The organism is Variovorax sp. CCNWLW225 (assembly GCF_037204045.1).
Lineage (GTDB): Bacteria > Pseudomonadota > Gammaproteobacteria > Burkholderiales > Burkholderiaceae_C > Variovorax.
This window is the reverse complement of sequence record NZ_JBBCBV010000002.1, coordinates 176,223-199,715: the sequence shown is the minus strand read 5'-3', so window position 1 is coordinate 199,715 and position 23,493 is coordinate 176,223. Positions and strand designations below refer to the sequence as shown.

Sequence of the window (23,493 nt, the reverse complement as noted above, 5' to 3'; positions counted from 1 at the left end):
CGACCGTGACGCAGCCCGCATCCCAAGCCCTTCCTGTCGTAACCATGTTCGAGGGCGGCAGCGCACTCAGCGATTTCCGCGCGCGGCAGCTGCTGCCCAAGCTGCAGGCCATCGAGCCGCGCATCGAGGGCATTTCGGCCCGCTTCGTGCACCTGGTGGTCACCGACGCCGCGCTGAGCGCTGCCGAGCATGAGCGCTTTGCCGCGCTGCTGACCTACGGCGAGCCCTTCGAGGCATCGGCCAAGGCAGTCACATCGATGGTCGTCACGCCGCGCCTCGGCACCGTGTCGCCTTGGGCTTCCAAAGCGACCGACATCGCCCACAACTGCGGCCTTGCGCTGCGCCGGGTCGAGCGCGTGACCCAGTACCACCTGAAGCTCAAGGCGCCGCTGATCGGCAAGGCGCCCGTGCTCGAGGGCGACACGCTCGCCGCCGTGGCAGGCCCGCTGCACGACCGCATGACCGAATCGGTGCTCGCCACCGTCAATCAGGCCGCGAGCCTGTTCAGCGAACTGCCGGCCCAGCCGATGGCGCTGGTCGATGTGCAGGGTGGCGGCCGTGCCGCGCTGGTGGCGGCCAACACGGGCTTCGGCCTGGCGCTGGCCGAGGACGAGATCGACTATCTGGTCGAGGCCTTCACCCGCCTGGGGCGCAACCCCAGCGACGTCGAGCTGATGATGTTCGCGCAGGCCAACAGCGAGCACTGCCGCCACAAGATCTTCAACGCCCAGTTCACCATCGACGGCAAGGCGCAGCCCCAAAGCCTGTTCTCGATGATTCGCCACACCGAGAAAGAGAACCCGCAGCACACGGTCATCGCCTATGCGGACAACGCCTCGGTCATGGAGGGCTCCACCGTCGAGCGCTTCATTCCGGCTTCAGGCTCGCAGAGCTATCAAAAAGATAGCGCACTGAGCCATGTGCTGATGAAGGTCGAGACGCACAACCATCCGACCGCCATTTCGCCGTTCCCAGGCGCCTCGACCGGCGCGGGCGGCGAGATCCGCGACGAAGGCGCCACCGGCCGCGGCTCCAAGCCCAAGGCCGGCCTGACCGGCTTCACCGTGTCGAAGCTCTGGCCGGAAGAGGGCCACTACGGCAAGCCCGAGCACATCGCCAGCCCGCTGCAGATCATGACCGAGGGCCCACTCGGCGGCGCCGCGTTCAACAACGAATTCGGCCGGCCCAACCTGCTGGGCTATTTCCGCGAATACGAGCAAACGGTGGCGAGCGACATCGACACGGTGCAGCGCGGCTATCACAAGCCCATCATGATCGCGGGCGGCCTCGGCAGCATCGACGCCACGCAGACCAAGAAGATCCAGTTTCCGGCCGGTTCGCTGCTCATCCAGCTCGGCGGCCCCGGCATGCGCATCGGCATGGGCGGCAGCGCCGCGAGCTCGATGGCAACCGGCGCCAATGCGGCCGAACTCGACTTCGACTCGGTGCAGCGCGGCAACCCCGAAATCGAGCGCCGTGCGCAAGAGGTCATCAACCATTGCTGGCAGCAGGGCGCGGCCAACCCGATCCTCGCGATCCATGACGTGGGCGCGGGCGGCCTGAGCAATGCCTTTCCTGAGCTGACCAACGATGCCGGCCGCGGCGCGCGCTTCGACCTGCGCGCCGTGCCGCTCGAAGAATCGGGCATGGCGCCCAAGGAAATCTGGTGCAACGAAAGCCAGGAGCGCTACGTGCTGGCCATTGCGCCGGAATCGCTCGAGCAGTTCAAGGCCTTCTGCGAGCGCGAGCGCAGCCCGTTCTCGGTGGTGGGCGTGGCAACCGAAGAGCGCCAGCTGCTGGTGGCCGACGAAGGCGCCGAGGTGCAACCGGTCGACATGCCGATGGACGTGCTGCTCGGCAAGCCGCCCAAGATGCACCGCGACGTGAAGACCGTCGCGCGCAGCTTCAAGCCTCTCGACCTGACCGGCGTCGATCTGCAGAAGGCCGCCATCGACGTGCTCTCGCACCCGACCGTTGCCTCCAAGCGCTTCCTGATCACCATCGGCGATCGCACCGTGGGCGGCCTGAGCCATCGCGACCAGATGGTCGGCCCGTGGCAAGTGCCCGTGGCCGATTGCGCCGTCACGCTGGCGGACTACAAGGGCTTTGCAGGCGAAGCCATGAGCATGGGCGAGCGCACGCCGCTGGCCGCGCTCGACGCGCCGGCCTCGGGCCGCATGGCGGTTGCAGAAGCCATCACCAATCTGCTGGCCGCGCCGATCGAACTCTCGCGCGTGAAGCTCTCGGCCAACTGGATGGCCGCTTGCGGCGAGCCCGGCGAAGACGCCGCGCTGTACGAAACCGTCAAGGCCGTGGGCCTGGAGCTGTGCCCGGCGCTGGGCGTGTCGATTCCGGTCGGCAAGGATTCGCTCTCGATGCGCACGCAGTGGAAAGACGATGGCGAAGTCAAGAAGGTCACGTCGCCCGTCAGCCTGATCGTGACCGCGTTCGCAACGCTGGCCGACGTGCGCGGCACGCTCACGCCGCAGCTCGATGCGCAAGAGGCCGACACCACGCTCGTGCTCGTCGACCTGGGCCAGGGCAAGCACCGCATGGCCGGCAGCATCCTCGCGCAGACGCTCGGCCAGAGCGGCGACACGGTGCCCGATCTCGACGACCCGGCCCAACTCGTGGCGCTCGTCAATGCAGTGAACGCGCTGCGCGCCGACGGCAAGATCCTCGCGATGCACGACCGCAGCGACGGCGGGCTGTTTGCCACGGCCTGCGAAATGGCCTTTGCCGGCCATGTGGGCGTGGCGCTGAATGTCGACATGCTGGTGACCGAAGGCGACGGCATTTCCGACAGCCGCATGGAAACCGGCGACGCCAAGAACTGGGCGCAGCAGGTGAGCGCGCGCCGTGAAGAGCTCACGCTCAAGGCACTCTTCAACGAAGAACTCGGCATGCTGCTGCAGGTACGCACGGCCGAGCGCAACGACGTGATGCAGGTGCTGCGCGCCCACGGCCTCAGCGCCCATAGCCACTTCGTCGGCAAGACGCGTCCGGCCAGCTCGACCATGGACGCCGGCAAGGGCAAGGTCGAAGTGTGGCGCGATGCCAAATCGGTGTTCAGCGCCAGCCTGCACGACCTGCACCAGGTGTGGGACTCGGTCAGCTGGAAGATCGCCCGCGAGCGCGACAACCCGGCCTGCGCCGATGCCGAACACGCCGCAGCGGGCGAGCCTTCGGACCCCGGCATGCACATCTTCCTCCCTCTGGGTGAGGGCAGCAGCCTCAACGCCCCAGCCATCCTTCAGAACCGCCCCAAGGTCGCCATCCTGCGCGAGCAGGGCGTCAACTCGCACGTCGAAATGGCCTATGCCTTCACCGAAGCGGGTTTCGAGGCCTACGACGTCCACATGACCGACCTGCAGACGGGCAGGGCGGACCTCGCCAACTTCAAGGGCGTGGTCGCCTGCGGCGGCTTCAGCTACGGCGACACCCTGGGGGCCGGCATCGGCTGGGCGCGCAGCATCACCTTCAACCCGAAGCTCGCCGAACAGTTCAAGGCCTTCTTCGGCCGCGGAGACACCTTCGGCCTGGGCGTGTGCAACGGCTGCCAGATGTTTGCCGAACTGGCCGACATCATCCCGGGCGCCGAAGCCTGGCCGCGCTTCACCACCAACCAGAGCGAACGCTTCGAAGCGCGCTTGTCGATGGTCGAAGTGCTCGAGTCCCCCAGCATCTTCTTCTCGGGCATGGCCGGCAGCCGCTTGCCGATTGCCGTGGCGCATGGCGAGGGCTATGCCAACTTCAAGCACCGCGGCGATGCGGCAAAGGCCATTGCGGCGATGCGTTTCGTGGACAACCACGGCAAGCCTACCGAGCAGTACCCGTTCAACCCGAACGGCAGCGCCGGTGGCCTGACCTCGGTGACCACGCCGGACGGCCGCTTTACCGCCGTGATGCCGCACCCGGAACGCGTGTTCCGCAACATCCAGATGAGCTGGACGCCGGGCGACCGGAGCGAGCTCAGCCCCTGGATGCAGATCTGGCGCAACGCGCGCAAGTGGGTGGGGTGATCGGTCGGCACGGCCGCAGTCAGGCCGTGCTGACGGCCTGAATCGAGTCAAAAGAAATGCCCTCCAGACCTGGGTCTGGAGGGCATTTTTCATGGGGAATGGCGCCTGAAGCGCTGCCGGTCAGCGCTGGCTGTTCAGCATCGACGCCTTGAACGACAGCACATGCGTCCTTGCCGCTTCAGCCGCCGCTTCAGCATCGCGCCGCTGCAGCGCAGCGACGATGGTGCGGTGCTCTTCGATCACCTCCGCCAAGTGCCCCTCAGCAGCCAGTGAAATCGCCCAGAAGCGCTGCGAGCGCGCATGCAGCACGCTCAGGATGTCCTGCAGCATCGCGTTGCGCGCCGCCGCCGCAATTTTTTCGTGGAAGAGCCGGTCGAGGTTCATGACCGACATTGCATCGCGCCGCTGTGCTGCGGCCTCGAACTGCTCGGCGATGGCCTGCAGTTCGGCCAACTCGGCCTCCGTGATGGCCGCCGCGGCCAGGCGCATGCACAGCACCTCGTTCACCAGCCGGACCTCGATGAGTTCCAGCGCGTCGTTGATCGACAGCGGCGAGGCCATCGCGCCCTTGCGCGGAATGATGTGGACCAGGCCCTCGGCCGAAAGGCGGTGCAGCGCCTGGTTGACCGGCGTGCGGCCCACACCCAGCCGCTCCATCACTTGGGCGGTGTTCAGGTACTCCCCGGGCTTGTAGGCCAGGGTCACCAGGGCTTCCTTCAGGCGCAGGTAGGCGGTCTCGTTGAGGGAAATGGCTGCTTCGGGCCGCCGGGCGGGGCCTTTGCGGGCGGGCGTGGCTGCTTTCATCGGCGCGCGGTGCTCATGGTTGGGGTTGCTGATGGTACCTGTGGCAAATCTCTTTGAAGTTTTTGTGAACTCACTGTAATATCGTTGTGAAATTTCACCGAAACTTCAACAAAGCACGCATGAAACTGTCTTTCGAACTTCCCGAAGGAAGCGCCCCGCAAACGCTCGACTTCGAAGCGCGGCACCTTGTCGTCGCCGGCTGGACCGGGCGCGACACCGCCGCCATCGAGCATCACATCGAGGAACTTGCGGAACTCGGCGTGCCGGCACCCAGCGCCGTGCCGCTGTTCTACCGGGTGGCCACCCAGCAGCTGAGCCAAGCCGACGCGGTGCAAGTGGTGGGAGCCGACACCTCGGGCGAGGTCGAGCCGCTGCTGTTCCTGCACCGGGGCGAGTTCTTCGTTTCCATCGGCTCGGACCACACCGACCGCGCGCTGGAAGCGCACAGTGTGGCGCTCTCCAAGCAGATCTGCGCCAAGCCGGTGGCTCGCAGTGCTTGGCGGCTGGCGGACGTGCAGGACCGCTGGGACACGCTGGTGCTGCGTTCGTGGATCGAGGAGGGCGGTGAATGGCGCCTGTACCAGGAAGGCACGCTGGCCGCGCTGCGCCCGCCAGCCGATCTGCTGGCGCGCTGCGCAGCGGCCGATGGCGAGCCGTCGGACGGTTTCGCAATGACCTGCGGCACCGTCGGTGCCATCGGCGGCATTCGACCGGCCGCGCGCTTTCGCATGGAGCTGGCCGACGAGCACACAGGCCGCCGCATTGCGCACGAGTACCGGGCGGTTTCGCTGCCGGTTGTCGCCTGACACGTAAAGGGGCCGCACATGCCTGCCGCGATCACCCTCGAAGCTGCCCGCGCCGAACTGGCAGCCGGCCGCACCACCTCCGTCGAGCTGACTGCATCGGCGCTGCAACGCATCGCCGACCCTTTCGGCGAAGGCTCGCGCACCTTCACCCGTGTGCTCGCAGACCGCGCCGGGCACCTAGCGTGCGCCTCCGACAGCTTGCGCAAAGCCGGCTTCGTGCGCTCGCCGCTCGAAGGGCTGCCGGTGTCGGTGAAGGACTTGTTCGACGTGGCCGGCGAAACGACGACCGCCGGCTCCGTCGTGCTGCGCGATGCGCCTCCCGCCGCGCATGACGCCGAGGCCGTGCAGCGCCTGCTGTCGGCGGGTGCGGTGCTGGTCGGCAAGACCAACATGACGGAGTTCGCTTACTCCGGCCTCGGCCTCAATCCGCACTACGGAACGCCGGCCAATCCGTGGCAGCGCGGCGAACGGCGTATTCCCGGCGGTTCGTCTTCAGGCGCTGCCGTGGCTGTGGCCGACGGCATGTGCGTTGCGAGCGTCGGCAGCGACACCGGTGGCTCGGCACGCATTCCGGCGGCGCTGTGCGGCATTACCGGCTTCAAGCCGACGGCGCGACGCATGCCGGGCACCGGGCTCGTGCCGCTGTCGCACAGCCTCGACGCGGTGGGCGTGATGGCGCTCGACGTGGCCGGCTGCGCGGCAATGGATGCGGTGCTGTCCGGTGTGTCTGAGTTGCCCCGACCGCAGCGCCTGCGGCAAGCGCGCTTCGCGGTGCCGACCACCTTGGTGCAAGACGGCATGGACGCGCACGTTGCTGCAACGTTCCGGCGCGCGCTGCAATGCCTCTCGGCCGCCGGCGCACAGCTGGTCGAGCTGGCGGTGCCCGAGTTCGACGAGCTCGCAGCCATCAACGCCGCGGGCGGTTTCAGCGCCGCCGAGTCATGGGCATGGCATGCCGAGCTGATCGAACGCAGCGGCAGCGCCTACGACCCGCGCGTGATCAGCCGCATCCTGCGCGGCAAGGACTTCACGGCGCGGACCTACCTCGCTCTGCAGGCGCAGCGGGCCGACTGGCAGCGCCGCGTAGCGGGGCGCCTGGGGGAATTCGAGGGCTGGCTCATGCCGACCGTGCCGCTGGTGGCGCCGCGCATCGAGGCGCTCGAAGCCGACGAGACGCAGTACTTCGCCGCCAACGCAGCGATGCTGCGCAATCCCTCCATCGTCAACTTCATGGACGGCTGCGCCATCTCCTTGCCCTGCCATGCGGCGGGCGAAGCGCCCGTGGGCCTGAGCCTTGCAGGCCTGCCGATGCGCGATGCCGCATTGCTCGCCTGGGCCGCCGACATCGAACGCGCCCTGCGCGCCACCGCCGATTGACCCGTCTGCCAACCCTCAAGAAACCCCGGAGAACTCCATGAACAAGCGTTTTCGTTTCCCGTTCGGCTCATTCGTCTCGTTCGCGTGCCTTGCCGCCGGCTTGGCGGGCATCGTGCCTGCGGCCCATGCGCAGGACGCTTATCCGTCCAAGCCGATCCGCATGGTGGTGCCGTTCCCGCCGGGCGGCAGCATCGACATGACGGCGCGCCTGGTTGGCCAGAAGCTCTCGACGGCCCTGGGCCAGCCCGTGCTGGTGGACAACCGTCCCGGTGCCAGCGGCAACATCGGCATGGACTACGTCGCCAAGGCGCCCAAGGACGGCTACACCTTGTTGATGGTGCACACCGGCCTGGCTTCCAACGCGCACATGTTCGCCAAGCTGGCCTACGACCCGATCAAGGACCTGGCGCCCGTGATCCGCGTGGCCGACCAGCCCAACGTGCTCATCATGAATCCCAAGTGGTCGTTCAAGAATGTCAGCGAGCTGGTGGCCTACGCCAAGGCCAACCCCGGCAAGCTCAGCGTCGGCACCTCGGGCGTGGGCGGCCCGCAGGACGTGGCCGCGCGCCGCTTCATGCGCATGACCGGCACCGATCTGCTCAACGTCGCCTACAAGGGCGGGGCGCCCGCGCTGTCCGACCTGATCGGCGGCCAGATCGACCTGATGTTCGAAACCTCGCCCACCGCGGTGCCCTATGCCAAGAGCGGCAAGCTGAAGGCGCTGGCGGTCACGGGCGACAAGCGCGTTCCGAGCTTGCCCGAGGTGCCGACGGTGGCCGAGTCCGGCGTGCCGGGCTACAGGTTCATGGGCTGGGTCGGCCTGGTGGCGCCGGCCGGAACCCCGGCACCGATCATCGCCAAGCTCAACGAGCAAGTGCAGGCGCTGCTCAAGAATGCCGACACGCAGAAGCAGCTCGCCGATCTCAGCCTCGAAGTCATCGGTGGCTCGGCGCCAGACTTCACGGGCTTCGTGCGCAAGGAGTCGGACGACTACGCCCGGTTCGTGAAAGACTTCGACATCACGCCGCAATGAAAAAAGCCCCGCGACCGCGGGGCTTTTTTTCTGATGCGATGGCCGAAGGCTTACTCGATCTTGGCCTTCGCACGCAGCTCTTCCTGGTACTTCTGCAGGCGTTGCTGCTGCAACTGCTGCGTGATCTGCGGCTGCACTTCTTCCATCTTCGGCAGTTGTGCCTGGCGGATGTCGTCCACGCGGATGATGTGATAGCCGAACTGCGTCTTGACGGGCGTGGCCGTGGTCTCGCCCTTCTTGAGCTTGATCATCGCCTCCGAGAACTCGGGCACGAAGCTGGACGGGTTGGCCCAGTCGAGGTCGCCGCCGTTGGCGCCCGAACCCGGGTCCTTGCTCTGCTTCTTGGCGATGTCTTCGAACTTGGCGCCCTTCTTCAGGTCGGCCATGATCTTCTTGGCCTGGTCTTCGGTCTCGACCAGGATGTGGCGAGCCTTGAATTCCTTGCCGCCATTGGCCGCCACGAACTTGTCGTACTCGGCCTTGACGTCGGCTTCCGACACGGCGTTGGTCTTGCGGTAGTTCTCGAACAGCGCACGGATCAGGATGGCCTGGCGGGCGAGCTCGAGCTGGTTCTTGTAGTCGTCGGTGGCGTCGAGACCCTGCTTTTGCGCTTCCTGCATGAACACTTCGCGCGCAACGACTTCCTCGCGCAGCTGGCCCTGCATTTCCGGCGTGACCGGCCGGCCGGCTGCCGCCAGTTGCTGCGCCAGCACGTCCATGCGCGCCTTGGGCACGGGCTTGCCGTTGACGATGGCTGCGTTCTGCGCCACTGCCGCCAGGGGAATCGCACCGAGCAGCGCTGCGGCCGCAACGGCCGTCAAGAGTTGTTTTTTCATGGAATGAATATCAGGCTGGATGGGAAATGCGCGTGTAGAAAAAAGCGCGTGGAAAAAGCGGGAAAGGCGAAAGAACGAAAAAGGGAAATGAGGAGGGCGGAGCCGCCGCGGCGAAAGCCGCGTGGCACTTGATCGACCCGTTGGTCGACCGAACGACTCAGAGCACCTCGATGGCGATGGCGTGCAGACCCTGCGCGATAAAAACTTGGAGGGCATCATACACAAGGCGATGGCGCGCCACGCGGGGCTTCCCTTCGAACAGTGGGGAGGCAATGCGAACCCGGAAATGGGTGCCGTAGCCCTCGGCGTTGGCGCCCGCATGGCCGGCGTGGGCGCTGCTCTCGTCGATCACCTCCAGCACGGTGGGCTGCAGCTTCTGGCGCAGCACCGCCTCCAGCGCATTTGCCGTCGGCAGCGGGTGGGTCGCGGCGGCGCTCATGCCGTGGGCTCGTCGCTCTTGAGGTGCGGCGAGATGTACAGGCCCTGCGCCACCAGGAAGACGATGGGAAACACATAGCCCCAGAGCTTGAAGTTGACCCAGGCCTCGGTGGTGAAGTACGCCGCCACGTAGGCATTGATGAGTGCCATGAAAAGGCAGTAGCCGATCCACGCCACATTCAGGCGGCTCCAGATGCGGTCGGGCAACTGCAGCTGCGAGCCCAGCAGCATTTTCAGGAAGTTCTTCTTCAGCGCCCAGAGCGCCACCGCCAGCGCCACGGCCATTGCGCCGTAGAGCACCGTGGGCTTCCACTTGATGAAGCGGTCGTCATGCAGCACCAGCGTAAGCGTGCCGAACAGCAGGATCAGCACCAGCGTGGCCTTCTGCATGGCCTGCAGCTTGCGCTCGGTGGCATAGATGATGCCCATCTGCACCACGGTGGCGCCCATCAGCACGGCGGTGGCGGTGTAGATGTCGCCCAGCTTGTAGGCGCCGAAGAACAGCAGGATCGGAAAGAAGTCGAGGAGCAGTTTCATGCGCTGGGCGGGAGCCTGTGGTGGTTTGTTCGGTTATTTCTTCTGGAAATCGAGCGAAGCCGAGTTCATGCAGTAGCGCAAGCCGGTTTCGGTCGGGCCGTCGGGGAACACGTGGCCCAGGTGGGCGCCGCAATTCGCGCAGACGTTTTCGGTGCGCACCATGCCGTGCGAACGGTCGACGATGTTCTTGATGGCGCCCGGCACGGCTTCTTCCGAGAAGCTGGGCCAACCGCAACCCGCGTCGAACTTGGTCGACGCCTCGAACAGCTTGGCGCCGCAGCAGATGCAGTGGTAGGTGCCGTCTTCCCAGTGCGCCTCGTACTTGCCGGTGAAGGGGCGCTCGGTGGCCGCGTGGCGTGTCACTTCGAAGGCCGCGGGCTCGGCGCCTTTTTCAGCGAGCAAGGCTTTCCATTCGGCATCGGTTTTGTGGATGGGTGCGGTCATGATGAGCAGCTGATTTCGATCGTGGAAGCCCAGTCGGGCGGGAAGCCGGCGTAAGCGTCGGCACCGGGATGTTCTTCAAATGGGGTTTCGAGCAGGTTCAGCAAGGTTGCCACACCCGAGAAGTCCTTCTGCGCAGCCGCTTCGATGGCTTGCTGGCCCAGGTGGTTCCGCAGCACGAATCTGGGGTTGGATTTGAGCATCAAATCGGCAGCCTCCGAGCGTTGGCCCGGCGATGGCACCTTTGCATGCCGCTCCGAAAAAGATAGCAACCAGGCATCGAAACCGGCGCGGTCCAGGAAGAGGTCGCGCACGGGTTCGGCGTTGTCGTCCGCCATGTGCTGCGAAAGGCGGCGCCAGAAGATCGTGTAGTCGACCTTTTCGGCGGCCAGGAGCTTCAGCACGCCCTCGATGAGCGCACGGTCGCCGTCGGCCGAATCGGCGAGCCCGAGCTTGGCACGCATGCGCCCCTCGAACTCGCGCGGGAACACCGTCTTGTAGGACTCCAGCGCGGCCACGGCAACCTCCTGGTCGACGATCAGCGGCAGCAGCGCCTGCGCCAGGCAGAACAGGTTCCAGTAGGCCACGTTGGGCTGCTGGTTGAATGCGTAGCGCCCGCTGGTGTCGCTGTGGTTGCAGATGTGACGCGGATCGAAGCCGTCCAGGAACTGGAACGGGCCATAGTCGATGGTGAGCCCCAGGATGCTCATGTTGTCGGTGTTCATCACGCCATGGCAAAAGCCGACGGCCTGCCACTGCGCCAGCAGCGCGGCGGTGCGCTCGCTCACGGCTTCCAGGAAAGCCGCGTAGGCGTTGCCGCCGAAGCGGTCGGTCGTGCGGCACGCCGGGTAGTAGCGGTCGATGACGTAATCGGCCAGCGCACGCAGTTCAGCATCGCGCTGGTTGGCCGCAAAGTGCTCGAAATGGCCAAAGCGGATGAAGCTGGGCGCCACGCGGGTCACGACGGCCGCGGTTTCGGGCTCCTCGCGGTACACGCGCGCGTCGGAGCCCGTGACGCACAGGGCGCGCGTCGTGGGAATGCCAAGGCCGTGCATCGCCTCGCTGCAAAGGAATTCGCGGATGCTGGAGCGCAGCACGGCGCGGCCGTCGCCGCCGCGCGAGTAGGGCGTGCGGCCCGCGCCCTTTAGTTGCACCTCCAGGCCGCCCTCGGTTTCGCCGAGCATGATCGCGCGGCCGTCGCCAAGCTGCCCAGCCCACACGCCGAACTGGTGGCCGCTGTAGACGGTGGCGAAGGGCTGGGTGCCGGCCACGGGCAGGCTGCCGGTCAGGGCCAGCAAAGTGCTGTCCGATTGCCGCCAATCGGCTGGCAAACCCAGGAAGCCGGCCACTGCGTCGCTGTGGCCGACCCAGTAGGGATCGGGCAGCGGCGTCGGCCGCAGTTCGGTAAGAAAGGCGGGGCCCAGCGCCCGGAACCCGGGTTTCCAGCGCACCCCCAGGTCGGCGGCGGCCGTGTCTTCAGCAAGCAAGCTCATGCCCGGATTGTCCGGCAGAGCATGAGACCCCTTGCGGCGCGGGCCATCGGCAAAACGCGAATCCGCTCAAGCCTCCTCAGTGGGCAAGCGCCGGTGTGTCCCAGATGCGCGCCCGGTACTGCGCGGGCGGGAGCCCGAACCAGCGCTTGCAGGCGCGAAAGAAGTTGCTGCTGTCGACAAAGCCGAGCATGTCCGCCACGTCGGTGAGCGTGTGGCGGTCTTCGGCCAGGTACTGCTGCGCCAGCTCGCGGCGGGTGCGGTCGAGCAGCGACTGGAACGACACCGATTCCTCCTGCAGCCGCCGCTGCAGCGTGCGCTCGGCCAGCCCAAGGCCCGCGGCCACGTCCTGCCGGCGCGGCTCGCCATGCGGCAAGCGGCGCGCGATTTCGGCGCACACCAGGGTGCTGGTGGTGGTCTGGCCCAGCAGGTTCAGCTGCTCGTCCAGCAGGTGCTCCTGCATCTCGCCCAGGATGGGGTGGTAGGTGGGCAGCGGCATGGACAAGTCGGCCGTCGACAGCAGCAGGCGGTTGGCCGGCGCGTTGTAGCGGATCGGACATCCGAAGGCTTCGCGATGCAGGCGGTCGTCGGCAGGCGGCGGGTAGACGAACTCGAGGGCCAGCGGCTGCAGCTCGCGCCGGGTGAGCCATTGGCACTGCATGAAAACGGTGAGCAGTGCGTATTCGACGCGCTGGCGCGGAATCGGCAGGCTGCCGCCGGTGTGCTCCATCACCATCCAGGAGCCGCGTACGTCGGGCTGCATCGAGAAGGCGGTCGCATCCGAAATCACGGCCATGTAGCGCGTGAGCCGGTTGAGTGCCTCGGTCAGATCGGCGCTGCACGACATGGCATGGCCCACGGTGCCGAGCTTGCTGTGCGTCGCGGCAAGGTCGCGGTGCAGGCCCAGCGTCGGCTTGCCGGCACGCGCCACGGCCAGTTGCCACAGCACCGAGACTTCGTCGACCGGGATGCGCGCGTTCTGCCGGTGCAGGGAATCGGGGTCGAAGCCGGCTTCGCGCAGCAGCGAGACCACGTCCAGGCCCTCGGCCGCAAACATCGAGAGCACGCCTTCGAGCCACGCGGCCGAGCTGGTTCGAAGTTCCGGCTGCGCTGCGCAGCCCGGCCGACGTTGCGGGCGGCGCTGGGCATGCGGCATGGAGGCTCCTGAAGTCATTGAATTGGCTCGCTTGCGATAGCGGGGAAAAGGCGGCCGGTTCCTAGAATTTTCTGGCGGATCCAGCCCGGCGAAGTATGGCGGGCGGACACCGATGGAGTCATTCCGATTAACCCGGTGTGGAGACAAACAATGAACACGGCAGAGACAACGGAAGTCCGCGGCGCAACCCTGCAGAACGCGGCAAGAACCGCGGCGCAAGCGGTTGCGGTAGCGGTCACAGCCTGTATCGCGCTTTCCGCTTGCGGCGGCGGCTCCGGTGGCGGTTTCTCGTTCATCCCGACCGCTCCCGCGGCGCCGCCGCCTCCGCCGCCGCCCGCAGATGGACCCATGGTGCGTACGACCACCGCCGGCAAGATCGAGGGCGTGGATGACAGCGCCAGGACGGGCACCTGGTTCTGGAAGGGCGTTCCGTTCGCCCAGCCGCCGGTCGGCGCGCTGCGCTGGCGCGCGCCGGTCGAGCCTGAAGCCTGGAGCGGCATCCGCCCGGCCACCCAATTCGGCAATTCGTGCCTGCAGATCGGCCGGGTCTTCAGCCCTGGCACCAACAACACCTTCGACGCGACTGTCGGCACCAACCTGGGCAAGCCGGTCGGCAGCGAAGACTGCCTATTCGTCAACATCTGGCGCCCGGCCACCGAAGAGAAAAACCTGCCCGTGCTGTTGTTCGTGCACGGCGGCAGCAATATCTCGGGCTACACGGCCGATCCGCTGTACGACGGCGCGGCGCTGGCGAAGGCTGCCAACGCGGTGGTCATCACCACCAGCTACCGCCTGGGCATTCTCGGCTTCATCAACATGCCGCAATTGCGCCCGGGCGGCACGGCGGGCGACGATTCGGGCAACTTTGCGCTGCTGGACATCATGGCGGCGCTGCGCTTCATCCGGGGCAATGCCGCGAGCTTTGGCGGCGACGCGGCCAACGTCACGCTCTCGGGCGAGTCGGCCGGCGCCACCAACCTGCTGGCGGTCATGACCTCGCCCATGGCCAAGGGGCTGTTCCACAAGGCCTTCGAGATGAGCGGCGGCATTTCGCTTGCGAGCAACCTGCCGCCCGGCACGCTCCCAACGCTGGCCCCGGCATCTGCCTCGCTCGCGCAGGGCCAGGCGATCCTGGAAAGACTGCTCGTTGCCGACGGCACCGTGGCCGATGCCGCGGCGGCCAAGACCTACATCGCCACCCGCACGCCGGCGCAAATTGCCGACTACATGCGGGCGCAGGAGGGCGGGGCACTGCTCACCAAGGTGGTTGCCGCCGGGCTGGGCTCCGTCGCCCCCATTCCCGACGGCACGGTGCTGCCGATAGACCCCATCGGCGCCATTGCGGCCGACCAGTACAACAAGGTGCCCATGCTCGCGGGCAATACGCGCGACGAGGGCAAGCTCTTCGCCTCGCTGCTGGGCACCATCGGCTTTCCGAAGCCGGGCTGGATCGTGACCGATGCGCAGCGCTTCTCGATGATGTTCAGTTTCGACCCCGACGCGCCGTCCGCGCTCACCGTGGCCGACATCATCGATGCGTCCTACCTTCCGGTAGACAAGCCGGGCACGGGCTACAACGCGGCCACCGACGTCATCACGCAAGGGCTTTTCGGCGCGAGCCGCGACAACCTGCTCAACACGATGAAGACTCGCCAGCCGAACATCTGGCACTACCGCCTTGACTGGGCGCAGGAGGCACCGCCGTGGAACGACGTGTACGGCGCGGCGCACGCATTCGACCTGCCATTCGTCTTCGGCAACTTCAGCGGCTCGCTGCTCAGCAACGTGATGGGCGGCAGGACCAACCAGCGCGGCCGGCTCGCGCTTTCCAGCGCCGTGATGGCGAGCGTGGGTGCCTTCCTACGCAAGGGCGATCCGAACACACCCGAACTCGGCGTCACCTGGGGGACATGGCCTTCGCAGCTGTTGCTCGACGCAACGCCCACGGCCGCCAGAATCACGCCGGTGAACGCACCTTGATGAGGCGCTTCGTTCCATTCAGCAGTGCGGGTTTGTGTCATTGTGGAAGCGGCCGAAGCTTGCGTGAATCTGTGCTTTGCAAGCTTTCATGAAGTCATTTCCTTTAGGAGTCCGTAGATGCTGGGTTTGATGCAAGACCAACCGCTTTTGATCTCGTCGCTGATCGAGTTCGTCGAGCGCCACAACGGCGATGGCGAGATCGTCTCGCGCCGGGTAGAGGGCGACATCCACCGCACGACGTGGGGCGGCATCGCATCGCGTGCGCGGCAGGTGGCCAACGCGCTGGACGGCGAGCAGCTGCTGTTCAGCGACCGCATCGCCACGCTGGCCTGGAACGGCTACCGCCACCTGGAGCTGTACTACGGCGTGAGCGGCAGCGGCCGCGTGCTGCACACCATCAACCCGCGCCTGCACCCCGACCAGATCGCATGGATCGCCAACCACGCCGAAGACCAGATCCTGTGCTTCGATCTGAGCTTTTTGCCGCTGGTGCAGGCTGTGCATGCCAAGTGCACCACCATCCGGAAATGGATTGCACTGTGTGATGCCGACAAGCTCCCCGCAGACAGCGGCATTCCCAACCTCGTGAGCTACGAAGGCTGGATGGGCGCGCAGCCTACCGCGTACGACTGGCCCACCTTCGACGAGAACTCGGCCTCGAGCATGTGCTACACGAGCGGCACCACGGGCAACCCCAAGGCCGCGCTCTACAGCCATCGCTCGACCATGCTGCATGCCTATGCCGCGGCCTTGCCCGACGTGATGCGCCTTTCGGCGCAAGACTCGGTGCTGCCGGTGGTGCCCATGTTCCACGTCAACGCCTGGGGTATTCCGTACTCGGCGGCGCTGGTGGGCTGCAAGGTGGTGTTCCCCGGCCCGGCGCTGGACGGCAAGTCGGTGTTCGAGCTGATCGAATCCGAGGGCGTGACCTTCGCGGCCGGCGTGCCCACCGTGTGGCAGATGATGCTGGGCCACATGCAGGCAAACAGCCTCAAGTTCAGCAAGCTCAACCGCACCGTCATCGGCGGCTCGGCCTGCCCGCCGGCCATGATCACGGCGTTCCAGGAGAAGTACAACGTCGAGGTGCTGCATGCCTGGGGCATGACCGAGATGAGCCCGCTGGGCACGCTGTGCACGCTCAAGAACAAGCACCTGTCGCTGCCGCCCGATGCGCAACTGCAAATCCGCATGAAGCAGGGCCGCGCCATCTTCGGCGTCGACATGAAGATCGTCGACGGCAACGGCAAGGAGCTGCCCTGGGACGGCAAGGCCTACGGCGACCTGCTGGTCAAGGGGCCGTGGATCGTGAAGGAATACTTCAAGGGCGAAGGCGGCGATCCACTCATTCCCGACGAGCAGGGCCGCGGCTGGTTCCCCACCGGCGACGTTGCCACCATCGACGCCGAGGGCTACCTGCAGATCACCGACCGCAGCAAGGACGTGATCAAGTCCGGCGGTGAGTGGATCAGTTCCATCGAGATCGAGAACATCGCCGTTGCGCACCCGGCGGTTGCCATGGCCGCCTGTATCGGCGTGTACCACCCCAAATGGGACGAGCGGCCGATCATCGCGGTGGTCAAGAAGCCCAACGCGGAGGTCGCGCGCGAAGAGCTGCTGAAGTTCTACGAAGGCAAGACTGCCAAGTGGCAGGTGCCGGACGACGTGGTGTTCGTCGACGCCATTCCGCTCGGCGCCACCGGAAAGATCCTCAAGACCCGTCTGCGCGAAATGCTGAAGGACTACAAGCTGCCCACCGCCTGACGCACCGCCCTGGACCCACCGCACTGTCGCGCACGCGATAGCAAGGCCGCTTCGGCGGCCTTCCTTCCGGGCAATCCCTGTGCGGCGAAGAAAAGGGCGCTTGTACGCTGGCATCCCGCTTCATACCCGCCATTCATCCAGGAGACTCTTCATGCAATTTGCCATCAAGTCCGTAGCTGCTTGCGCCATGCTGGTGAGCGCCGCGGCCGCATGCGCCCAGAAGGGCGAGACGGTCAAGATCGCCTGGCTGGACCCGCTCTCGGGGCTGATGGCCGCGGTTGGCACCAACCAGCTTAAGACCACGCAGTTCCTGGCTGAAGAGTTCAACAAGAAGAATGCCTCGGGCGTGAAGTTCGAGATCATTGCCATCGACAACAAACTGAGCCCGCAGGAGACCACCGCCGCGCTGCGCTCCGCGCAGGACCAGGGCGCGCGCTACATCACCCAGGGCAACGGCTCAGGGCCGGCGCTGGCAATCATCGACGCCATCGAGAAGAACAACGCACGCAACCCGGGCAAGGAACTGCTCTACCTGAACTATGCGGCGGTCGACCCCGACCTCACCAACAGCAAGTGCAGCTACTGGCACTTTCGCCTGGACGCCGACACCTCCATGAAGATGGAGGCGCTGACCACCTGGATGAAGGACCAGACCGACATCAAGAAGGTCTACATCCTTGGCCAGAACTATGCGCATGGTGTGCAGGTATCCAAGTTCGCCAAGGAGAACCTCAAGACCAAGCGCCCCGACATCCAGATCGTGGGCGACGACCTGCATCCGCTCGCGCAGGTGCGCGACTTCTCGCCGTACATCGCCAAGATCAAGGCCTCGGGCGCGGACACCGTCATTGCCGGCAACTGGGGCTCCGACCTGTCGCTGCTCATCAAGGCGGCGAACGACTCCGGCCTGGACGTCAAGTTCCTCACCTACTACGCATTCGGCACCGGCACCCCGACGGCAATGGGCGCCACCTCGGCCGGCAAGATCTACACGGTGGCCTATGGCCACTACAACATGGGCGGCGAAATCCAGAAGCTGCTCGCCGGCTACAAGAAGAAGATGAACGACGACCTCACGCAATCGTCGATCTATCACACGTTCGCGCTGCTCGATGCCGCCTTCGTGCAGACCAAGTCGACCGATCCGGTCAAGGTGGCGGCCGCGCTCGAGGGCATGAAGATCAAGAGCTTCAACGGCGAGGTCGAGATGCGCAAGGCCGACCACCAGCTGCAGCAGGGCCTCTACATCTCGCGCTGGGAGAAAGCCAGCGCCAAGTTCCCTTATGACGCCGAGAACACCGGCTACACCAATGTTCCCGTGAAGTACTACGAGTCGTATGTGGCCAGCACGCCGACGACCTGCCAGATGAAGCGCCCTTGAGCGTCTTTGTGAACGCATTTCCTACTCGTGGGTAGAAGACATCTACCCGTGGGTAGCAATTGGAGAAATGCGCTGTCGCCTGTGCGATAGAAACGGGCCTTTGCGGCCACCCCCTCCGGGCATTCCCTGAGGGGAGGGGCAGTGAACGCTTGTACGCTCGTGCAAGGCTTTTTGATTCGGTTTGACCAGGAGATATAGATCGTGAAGTTCGCTCTGAAAATCGCTACCGCAGCCATCCTTGCCGCAAGCGCCACCGGCGCCCTGGCCCAGAAGGGTGAAACCGTCAAAATCGCGTGGCTCGACCCGCTCTCGGGCCTGATGGCCGCGGTCGGCACCAACCAGCTCAAGACCTTCCAGTTCCTGGCCGAAGAATTCAACAAGAAGAATGCGGCCGGCGTGAAGTTCGAGATCATCGGCATCGACAACAAGCTCAGCCCGCAAGAAACCACCGCCGCGCTGCGCTCCGCCATGGACCAGGGCGCGCGCTACGTGGTGCAGGGCAACGGCTCGGGCCCCGCGCTCGCCATCATCGACGCGCTCGAAAAGCACAACGCCCGCAACCCGGGCAAGGAAGTGCTGTACATCAACTACGCGGCCGTCGACCCCGACCTCACCAACAGCAAGTGCAGCTACTGGCACTTCCGCCTCGATGCCGACACCTCCATGAAGATGGAAGCGCTGACCACCTTCATGAAGGACCAGCCGGACATCAAGAAGGTCTACCTCATCAACCAGAACTACTCGCACGGCCAGCAGGTGTCCAAGTTCGCCAAGGACAACCTCAAGGCCAAGCGCCCCGACGTCGAAGTGGTCGGCGACGACCTGCACCCGCTGGCCCAGGTGCGCGACTTCTCGCCCTACATCGCCAAGATCAAGGCTTCGGGTGCCGACACCGTCATTACCGGCAACTGGGGCTCCGACCTGGCGCTGCTCATCAAGTCGGCCAACGATTCGGGCCTGAACGTCAAGTTCTACACCTACTACGCGGTGACCAACGGCACGCCAACCGCCATGGGCGCGGCCTCCGACGGCAAGGTCTACCAGGTGGGCTACAGCCACTACAACGCGCCGGGCCCGGTTCAGCCGCTCATGAACGAGTTCAAGAAGCGTTTCAACGACGACATGTACACCACCGACATCTACACGGTGTACGCCATGCTGAGCGAAGCCTTCGTGCGCACCAAGTCGACTGAGCCGGTCAAGGTGGCGGCCGCAATGGAAGGCATGAAGTTCAAGAGCTTCAACGGCGACGTCGAAATGCGCAAGGCAGACCACCAGCTGCAGCAGGGCCTGTGGATCACGCGCTGGCAGAAGGCCGACGCCAAGAACCCGTACAGCCCGGAAAACACTGGCTACACGCTGGCACCGGTGAAGTACTACGAGGCCTATGTCTCGAGCACGCCCACGTCGTGCCAGATGAAGCGGCCCGGCGGCGCCTCGTGACCGCTTCGGTCGCCTGACCGGTCGAGGCCCGACTTCAACACTCGGGCCTCTTTCTTTTTTCACGCATCCGAAAGACCGATGAACGTCGAATTCTTCGTCATCTCGCTGCTCAACGGCGTCAGCTACGGCCTGCTGTTGTTCATGCTGAGCTCTGGCCTTACGCTGATCTTCAGCATGATGGGCGTGCTCAATTTTGCGCACGCCAGCTTCTACATGCTTGGCGCCTACATCGCCTACACGCTGTCGGGCATCATCGGCTTCTGGCCGGCGCTGTTCATTGCGCCGCTGCTGGTGGGCCTTCTGGGCGCCGCGTTCGAGCGCTACAGCCTGCGCCGGGTCCACAAGTTCGGCCACGTGCCCGAGCTTTTGGTGACCTTCGGCCTGTCTTACCTCATCCTCGAAGTGGTGCAGCTGGCCTGGGGCCGCTCCACCGTGCCCTACGGCCTGCCGCCGCAACTGCAGGGGCCGCTCTTTTCGCTGTACGGCACGCAGTTTCCGAAGTCCCGCTCCTTCATCATGCTGGTGGCGGTGCTCATGCTCATCTCGGTGTGGCTGCTGCTCACGCGCACCCGCATCGGCCTGGTCATCCAGGCGGCGCTCAAGCACCCCGACATGGTCGAGGCGCTGGGCCACAACGTGCCGCGCGTGTTCATGCTGGTGTTCGGCGGCGGCGCCGCGCTCGCGGGCCTGGCGGGCGTGGTCGGCGGCAACACCTACGTGACCGAGCCTGCAATGGCGGCCTCGGTCGGCTCGATCATCTTCGTGGTGGTGGTGGTCGGCGGCATGGGGTCGCTGGCGGGGGCTTTCCTCGCGTCGCTCCTCATCGGCATCATCCAGACCTTTGCGGTGGCCATGGACCAGTCGCTGGCCACGGGCCTGCGCGCCATCGGCGTTGCCGTGACAGACCAGACCTTCGGCTACGAGCTGCTCAAGCTCACGATCTCGCAGGTTGCGCCGATCCTGCCGTACCTGTTCCTGGTGCTGATCCTCATCTTCAGGCCCAAGGGTCTTCTTGGAACCCGGGAGGACTGACGCCATGACCGCAGCAACCACATCCACCACCCAGAACGAGCAGGGCGTGCAGAGCACACAGGGTACGCAAAAAATGCAGTACTACCGCTTCAAGCCCTGGAACATCGGCCGCTACCTGGTCTGGACGCTCTTCGCCATCGTGCTGATCGTCTCGCCGCTCCTGTTCAAGAGCAGCCTGGCACTCACGATGCTCTCGCAGATGGGCTATCTCATCATCATCTGCCTGAGCTACAACATCCTGCTGGGGCAGGGCGGCATGCTGAGCTTCGGCCACGCGGTCTATGTCGGCCTGGGCTCGTTCCTTGCCATCCACGCAATGAACATGGGTGCCAAGGGCGGCCTGCAGATTCCGCTGGTGCTCATCCCGCTGGTGGGCGGCCTGGCCGGCATGTTCTTCGCCGTGATCTTCGGCTTTGTGACCACCAAGAAGTCGGGCACCACCTTCGCGATGATCACCATGGGCATCGGCGAGCTCGTGGCCTCCATGGCGCTGATGTTCCCGAGCTTCTTCGGCGGCGAGGGCGGCATCACCACCGACCGCGTCTACGGCCCGACCTTCTTCGGTTTCAACTTCGGTCCGCAGATCCAGGTGTACTACCTGATCGCCGCGTACTGCTTCGTTTGCACCGGGCTGATGTATGCCTTTACCGGCACGCCGCTCGGCCGCATGCTGAATGCGGTGCGCGACAACCCGGAACGCGTGGAGTTCATCGGCTACAACACGCAGCGCGTGCGCTACTTCGCCTTCATCATCGCGGGCTTCTTCGCCGGCATCGGCGGAGGACTGGCTTCGATCAACTTCGAGATCGTGAACGCGGCCGACAGCCTCAACGCCATTCGTTCGGGCGGCTACCTGCTGTTCACCTTCCTCGGCGGCGCGGTGTTCTTCTTCGGGCCGATCATCGGTGCGGTGCTGCTGGTGTTCGCATCGATCCTTTTGTCCGAACTGTCGAAGGCCTGGCAGCTGTACTTCGGCCTGGTGTTCGTGTTCATGGTCATGTTCGCGCCCGGCGGCATTGCAAGCCTGGTGATGATGAACCTGCGCGTTGCCAAGTTCGGCAAGTTCGACCGCTTCTGGCTGCTGTACCTCGCGCTCGCCGTGGCCCTGGTGCCTGTGGTCATCGGCGCGGCTGCGCTCATCGAAATGATCTATCACATCCAGCTGAACGCAGCGATGGGACCCACGCTCAACTTCTTCGGCGTGGCGCTCGACACCGCGGGCGTGGGCAGCTGGCTCGGCGCCCTGGCCATCCTGGCCGTCGGCCTGGGTGCGCTGGAGGTGGCGCGGCGCCGCTTTGTGCGCGTCTGGGGGCGTGCGCAGGAAGAAATCGAAGCAGAAATCAAGCGTCGGGAGGCGGCGTAATGAGCGCGCAACATGCACTGGAACTGAAGTCGCTGCGCAAGAATTTCGGCAAGACCGAGATCATTCGCGGCGTCGACCTCGCGGTGAACGCTGGCGAGCGCGTGGCCATCATCGGCCCCAACGGAGCGGGCAAGTCGACGCTGTTCAACCTCATCAGCGGCCGCCTTGCGCCCACCAGCGGCGAGGTGCTGTTGAACGGCCAGCGCATCGACGGCAAGAAGCCTTACGAGATCAACCGGCTGGGCCTTTCGCGCAGCTTTCAGATCACCAACATCTTCCCGAAGCTGAGCGTGTTCGAGAACCTGCGCTGCGGCGTGCTGTGGAGCCTGGGCTACAAGTACACCTTTCTGCGCTTTCTCTCCAACCTGGACGATGCCAATGCGCGGACCGAAGAGCTCATCAAGCAGATTGGCCTGGAGCGCAAGCGCGACGTGCAGGCGGTGAACCTCACCTACGCCGAACAGCGCGCACTTGAAATAGGCGTGACCATTGCCGGCGGCGCCAACGTCATCTTGCTGGACGAGCCCACGGCGGGCATGAGCAAGACCGAGACCTCCCATTTCATCTCGCTCATCAAGCACGTCACGGTCGGCAAGACGCTGCTGACCGTGGAGCACGACATGGGCGTGGTCTTCGGCCTTGCCGACAAGATTGCGGTGGTGGTGTACGGGGAAGTCATTGCCTTCGACACGCCCGCTGCCGTTCGCGCCAATGCGCGCGTGCAAGAGGCTTACCTTGGCTCGGCCGTTGCCGATGCGCAAAGCCAAGGCCAGGGACACTGACACATGCTGAAGCTTCACGACATTCACGCCTACTACGGCAAGAGCCATGTGCTGCATGGCGTTTCATTCGAGGTTGGCGCCGGCGAAATCGTTGCGCTGCTGGGGCGCAACGGCTCGGGCCGCTCGACCACCGCCAAGGCCATCATGGGCCTGGTGCATGCCGAAGGCACGCTGCGCTGGAAGGACCAGGACGTCCTTCGCAAGAAGGCCTACGAAATTGCCCACCTGGGTATTGGCTACGTGCCCGAGAACCGCGACATCTTTCCCAAGCTCACGGTGCACCAGAACCTGCTGCTCGGGCAAAAGGGTTCGGGCAAGGGCAGCCGCTGGTCCTTCGACGACATGTACAGCATGTTCCCCCGGCTGAAGGAACGCCAGCACACCGAGGCCGGCGTGCTTTCGGGCGGCGAGCAGCAGATGCTCACGCTGTGCCGCACGCTCATGGGCGACCCCGACCTCATCATCATCGACGAGCCGACCGAAGGCCTTGCGCCGAAGATCGTCGAGCTGGTGGGGCAGTATCTCAAGACGCTCAAGGACAAGGGCATTTCGGTGCTGCTGATCGAGCAGAAGCTCACCATTGCCATGCAGATCTCCGACCGTGCGCTGGTCATGGGCCACGGCAGCATCGTGTTCGACGGCACACCCGATAGCCTGCGCGCCGACGCCACCACTCGCAAAGAGTGGCTCGAGGTCTGAAGAAGCCCTCCGAGGATCCGGGCCGCGCCCCGGATCCTCTTGTCCCAACAGCGACTGCGTGCCATTGTTGAGCCACGCGAAACGCCTAGAATCCCTCGAAAAAGAACACTCG

Annotated in this window: 19 protein-coding genes; 12 read left to right on the top strand and 7 right to left on the bottom strand. The window is 65.3% G+C overall.

Annotated elements, in window-relative coordinates; translation table 11 throughout:
* Window positions 1-44: 44 nt before the first annotated feature.
* Window positions 45-4,022: a phosphoribosylformylglycinamidine synthase gene (purL, locus tag V9L20_RS05545; protein ID WP_337296123.1), complete on the top strand. Its 3,978-nt coding sequence runs from the start codon at window positions 45-47 to the stop codon at window positions 4,020-4,022.
* 120 nt (window positions 4,023-4,142) lie between these two features.
* On the opposite strand, the gene V9L20_RS05540 is transcribed toward purL, so the two are convergent.
* Window positions 4,143-4,826, bottom strand: coding sequence for a GntR family transcriptional regulator (locus tag V9L20_RS05540; protein ID WP_337295821.1), 684 nt, complete (start codon window positions 4,824-4,826; stop codon window positions 4,143-4,145).
* A 119-nt stretch (window positions 4,827-4,945) separates the two neighbouring features.
* Here V9L20_RS05540 and V9L20_RS05535 point away from each other — a divergent pair, with 119 nt between their 5' ends.
* The 3 genes from V9L20_RS05535 to V9L20_RS05525 are packed head-to-tail and all read left to right on the top strand — an operon-like array spanning window position 4,946 to window position 8,042.
* On the top strand, window positions 4,946-5,632 hold the full coding sequence (locus tag V9L20_RS05535) for a DUF2848 domain-containing protein (protein WP_258506082.1): 687 nt from the start codon (window positions 4,946-4,948) through the stop codon (window positions 5,630-5,632).
* 18 nt (window positions 5,633-5,650) lie between these two features.
* Window positions 5,651-7,009: an amidase gene (locus tag V9L20_RS05530; RefSeq protein ID WP_337295820.1), complete on the top strand. Its 1,359-nt coding sequence runs from the start codon at window positions 5,651-5,653 to the stop codon at window positions 7,007-7,009.
* A gap of 37 nt (window positions 7,010-7,046) precedes the next feature.
* On the top strand, window positions 7,047-8,042 hold the full coding sequence (locus V9L20_RS05525) for a Bug family tripartite tricarboxylate transporter substrate binding protein (protein ID WP_337295819.1): 996 nt from the start codon (window positions 7,047-7,049) through the stop codon (window positions 8,040-8,042).
* Window positions 8,043-8,092: 50 nt separating this feature from the next.
* Here the strand turns inward: V9L20_RS05525 and V9L20_RS05520 are convergent, their stop codons facing one another.
* The 6 genes from V9L20_RS05520 to V9L20_RS05495 form a co-directional block, all read right to left on the bottom strand.
* Window positions 8,093-8,878, bottom strand: a complete 786-nt coding sequence (locus V9L20_RS05520) for a peptidylprolyl isomerase (protein ID WP_258506089.1) — start codon at window positions 8,876-8,878, stop codon at window positions 8,093-8,095.
* 157 nt (window positions 8,879-9,035) lie between these two features.
* Complete coding sequence (locus V9L20_RS05515; protein WP_337295818.1) at window positions 9,036-9,317, bottom strand: BolA family protein; 282 nt, start codon at window positions 9,315-9,317, stop codon at window positions 9,036-9,038.
* A complete protein-coding gene (locus tag V9L20_RS05510) occupies window positions 9,314-9,853 on the bottom strand; it encodes a septation protein A (RefSeq protein ID WP_126746384.1) in 540 nt (179 codons plus the stop codon). Before V9L20_RS05510 ends, V9L20_RS05515 begins: the two co-directional genes overlap by 4 nt.
* A 33-nt stretch (window positions 9,854-9,886) precedes the next feature.
* Window positions 9,887-10,297: a peptide-methionine (R)-S-oxide reductase MsrB gene (gene msrB / locus V9L20_RS05505; protein WP_337295817.1), complete on the bottom strand. Its 411-nt coding sequence runs from the start codon at window positions 10,295-10,297 to the stop codon at window positions 9,887-9,889.
* Window positions 10,294-11,787 carry a protein adenylyltransferase SelO gene (locus V9L20_RS05500; RefSeq protein WP_337295816.1) on the bottom strand — a complete coding sequence of 498 codons (1,494 nt, stop codon included), beginning with the start codon at window positions 11,785-11,787 and terminating at the stop codon, window positions 10,294-10,296. The genes msrB and V9L20_RS05500 overlap by 4 nt, the downstream gene beginning before the upstream one ends.
* A gap of 76 nt (window positions 11,788-11,863) precedes the next feature.
* Window positions 11,864-12,940, bottom strand: a complete 1,077-nt coding sequence (locus V9L20_RS05495) for an AraC family transcriptional regulator (protein WP_337296122.1) — start codon at window positions 12,938-12,940, stop codon at window positions 11,864-11,866.
* Between the two features lie 150 nt (window positions 12,941-13,090).
* Here V9L20_RS05495 and V9L20_RS05490 point away from each other — a divergent pair, with 150 nt between their 5' ends.
* From V9L20_RS05490 to V9L20_RS05455, 8 genes are all read left to right on the top strand, one after another.
* A complete protein-coding gene (locus V9L20_RS05490) occupies window positions 13,091-14,920 on the top strand; it encodes a carboxylesterase/lipase family protein (protein ID WP_443098548.1) in 1,830 nt (609 codons plus the stop codon).
* Between the two features lie 117 nt (window positions 14,921-15,037).
* Entirely contained in the window at window positions 15,038-16,681 is a 1,644-nt protein-coding gene (locus V9L20_RS05485; RefSeq protein WP_337295814.1) for a 3-(methylthio)propionyl-CoA ligase, read from the top strand.
* 151 nt (window positions 16,682-16,832) lie between these two features.
* Window positions 16,833-18,062, top strand: a complete 1,230-nt coding sequence (locus V9L20_RS05480; RefSeq protein WP_337295813.1) for a branched-chain amino acid ABC transporter substrate-binding protein — start codon at window positions 16,833-16,835, stop codon at window positions 18,060-18,062.
* Between the two features lie 201 nt (window positions 18,063-18,263).
* Window positions 18,264-19,505, top strand: coding sequence for a branched-chain amino acid ABC transporter substrate-binding protein (locus V9L20_RS05475; protein WP_126746377.1), 1,242 nt, complete (start codon window positions 18,264-18,266; stop codon window positions 19,503-19,505).
* Window positions 19,506-19,583: 78 nt separating this feature from the next.
* On the top strand, window positions 19,584-20,537 hold the full coding sequence (locus V9L20_RS05470; RefSeq protein WP_258506096.1) for a branched-chain amino acid ABC transporter permease: 954 nt from the start codon (window positions 19,584-19,586) through the stop codon (window positions 20,535-20,537).
* Between the two features lie 73 nt (window positions 20,538-20,610).
* Window positions 20,611-21,900 carry a branched-chain amino acid ABC transporter permease gene (locus tag V9L20_RS05465; RefSeq protein WP_337296121.1) on the top strand — a complete coding sequence of 430 codons (1,290 nt, stop codon included), beginning with the start codon at window positions 20,611-20,613 and terminating at the stop codon, window positions 21,898-21,900.
* The gene (locus V9L20_RS05460; RefSeq protein WP_337295812.1) at window positions 21,900-22,682 is read left to right on the top strand and encodes an ABC transporter ATP-binding protein; all 783 of its coding nucleotides are present in this window, start codon (window positions 21,900-21,902) and stop codon (window positions 22,680-22,682) included. Before V9L20_RS05465 ends, V9L20_RS05460 begins: the two co-directional genes overlap by 1 nt.
* A gap of 3 nt (window positions 22,683-22,685) precedes the next feature.
* On the top strand, window positions 22,686-23,381 hold the full coding sequence (locus tag V9L20_RS05455) for an ABC transporter ATP-binding protein (protein WP_258506099.1): 696 nt from the start codon (window positions 22,686-22,688) through the stop codon (window positions 23,379-23,381).
* The last annotated feature ends 112 nt before the right edge of the window (window positions 23,382-23,493 follow it).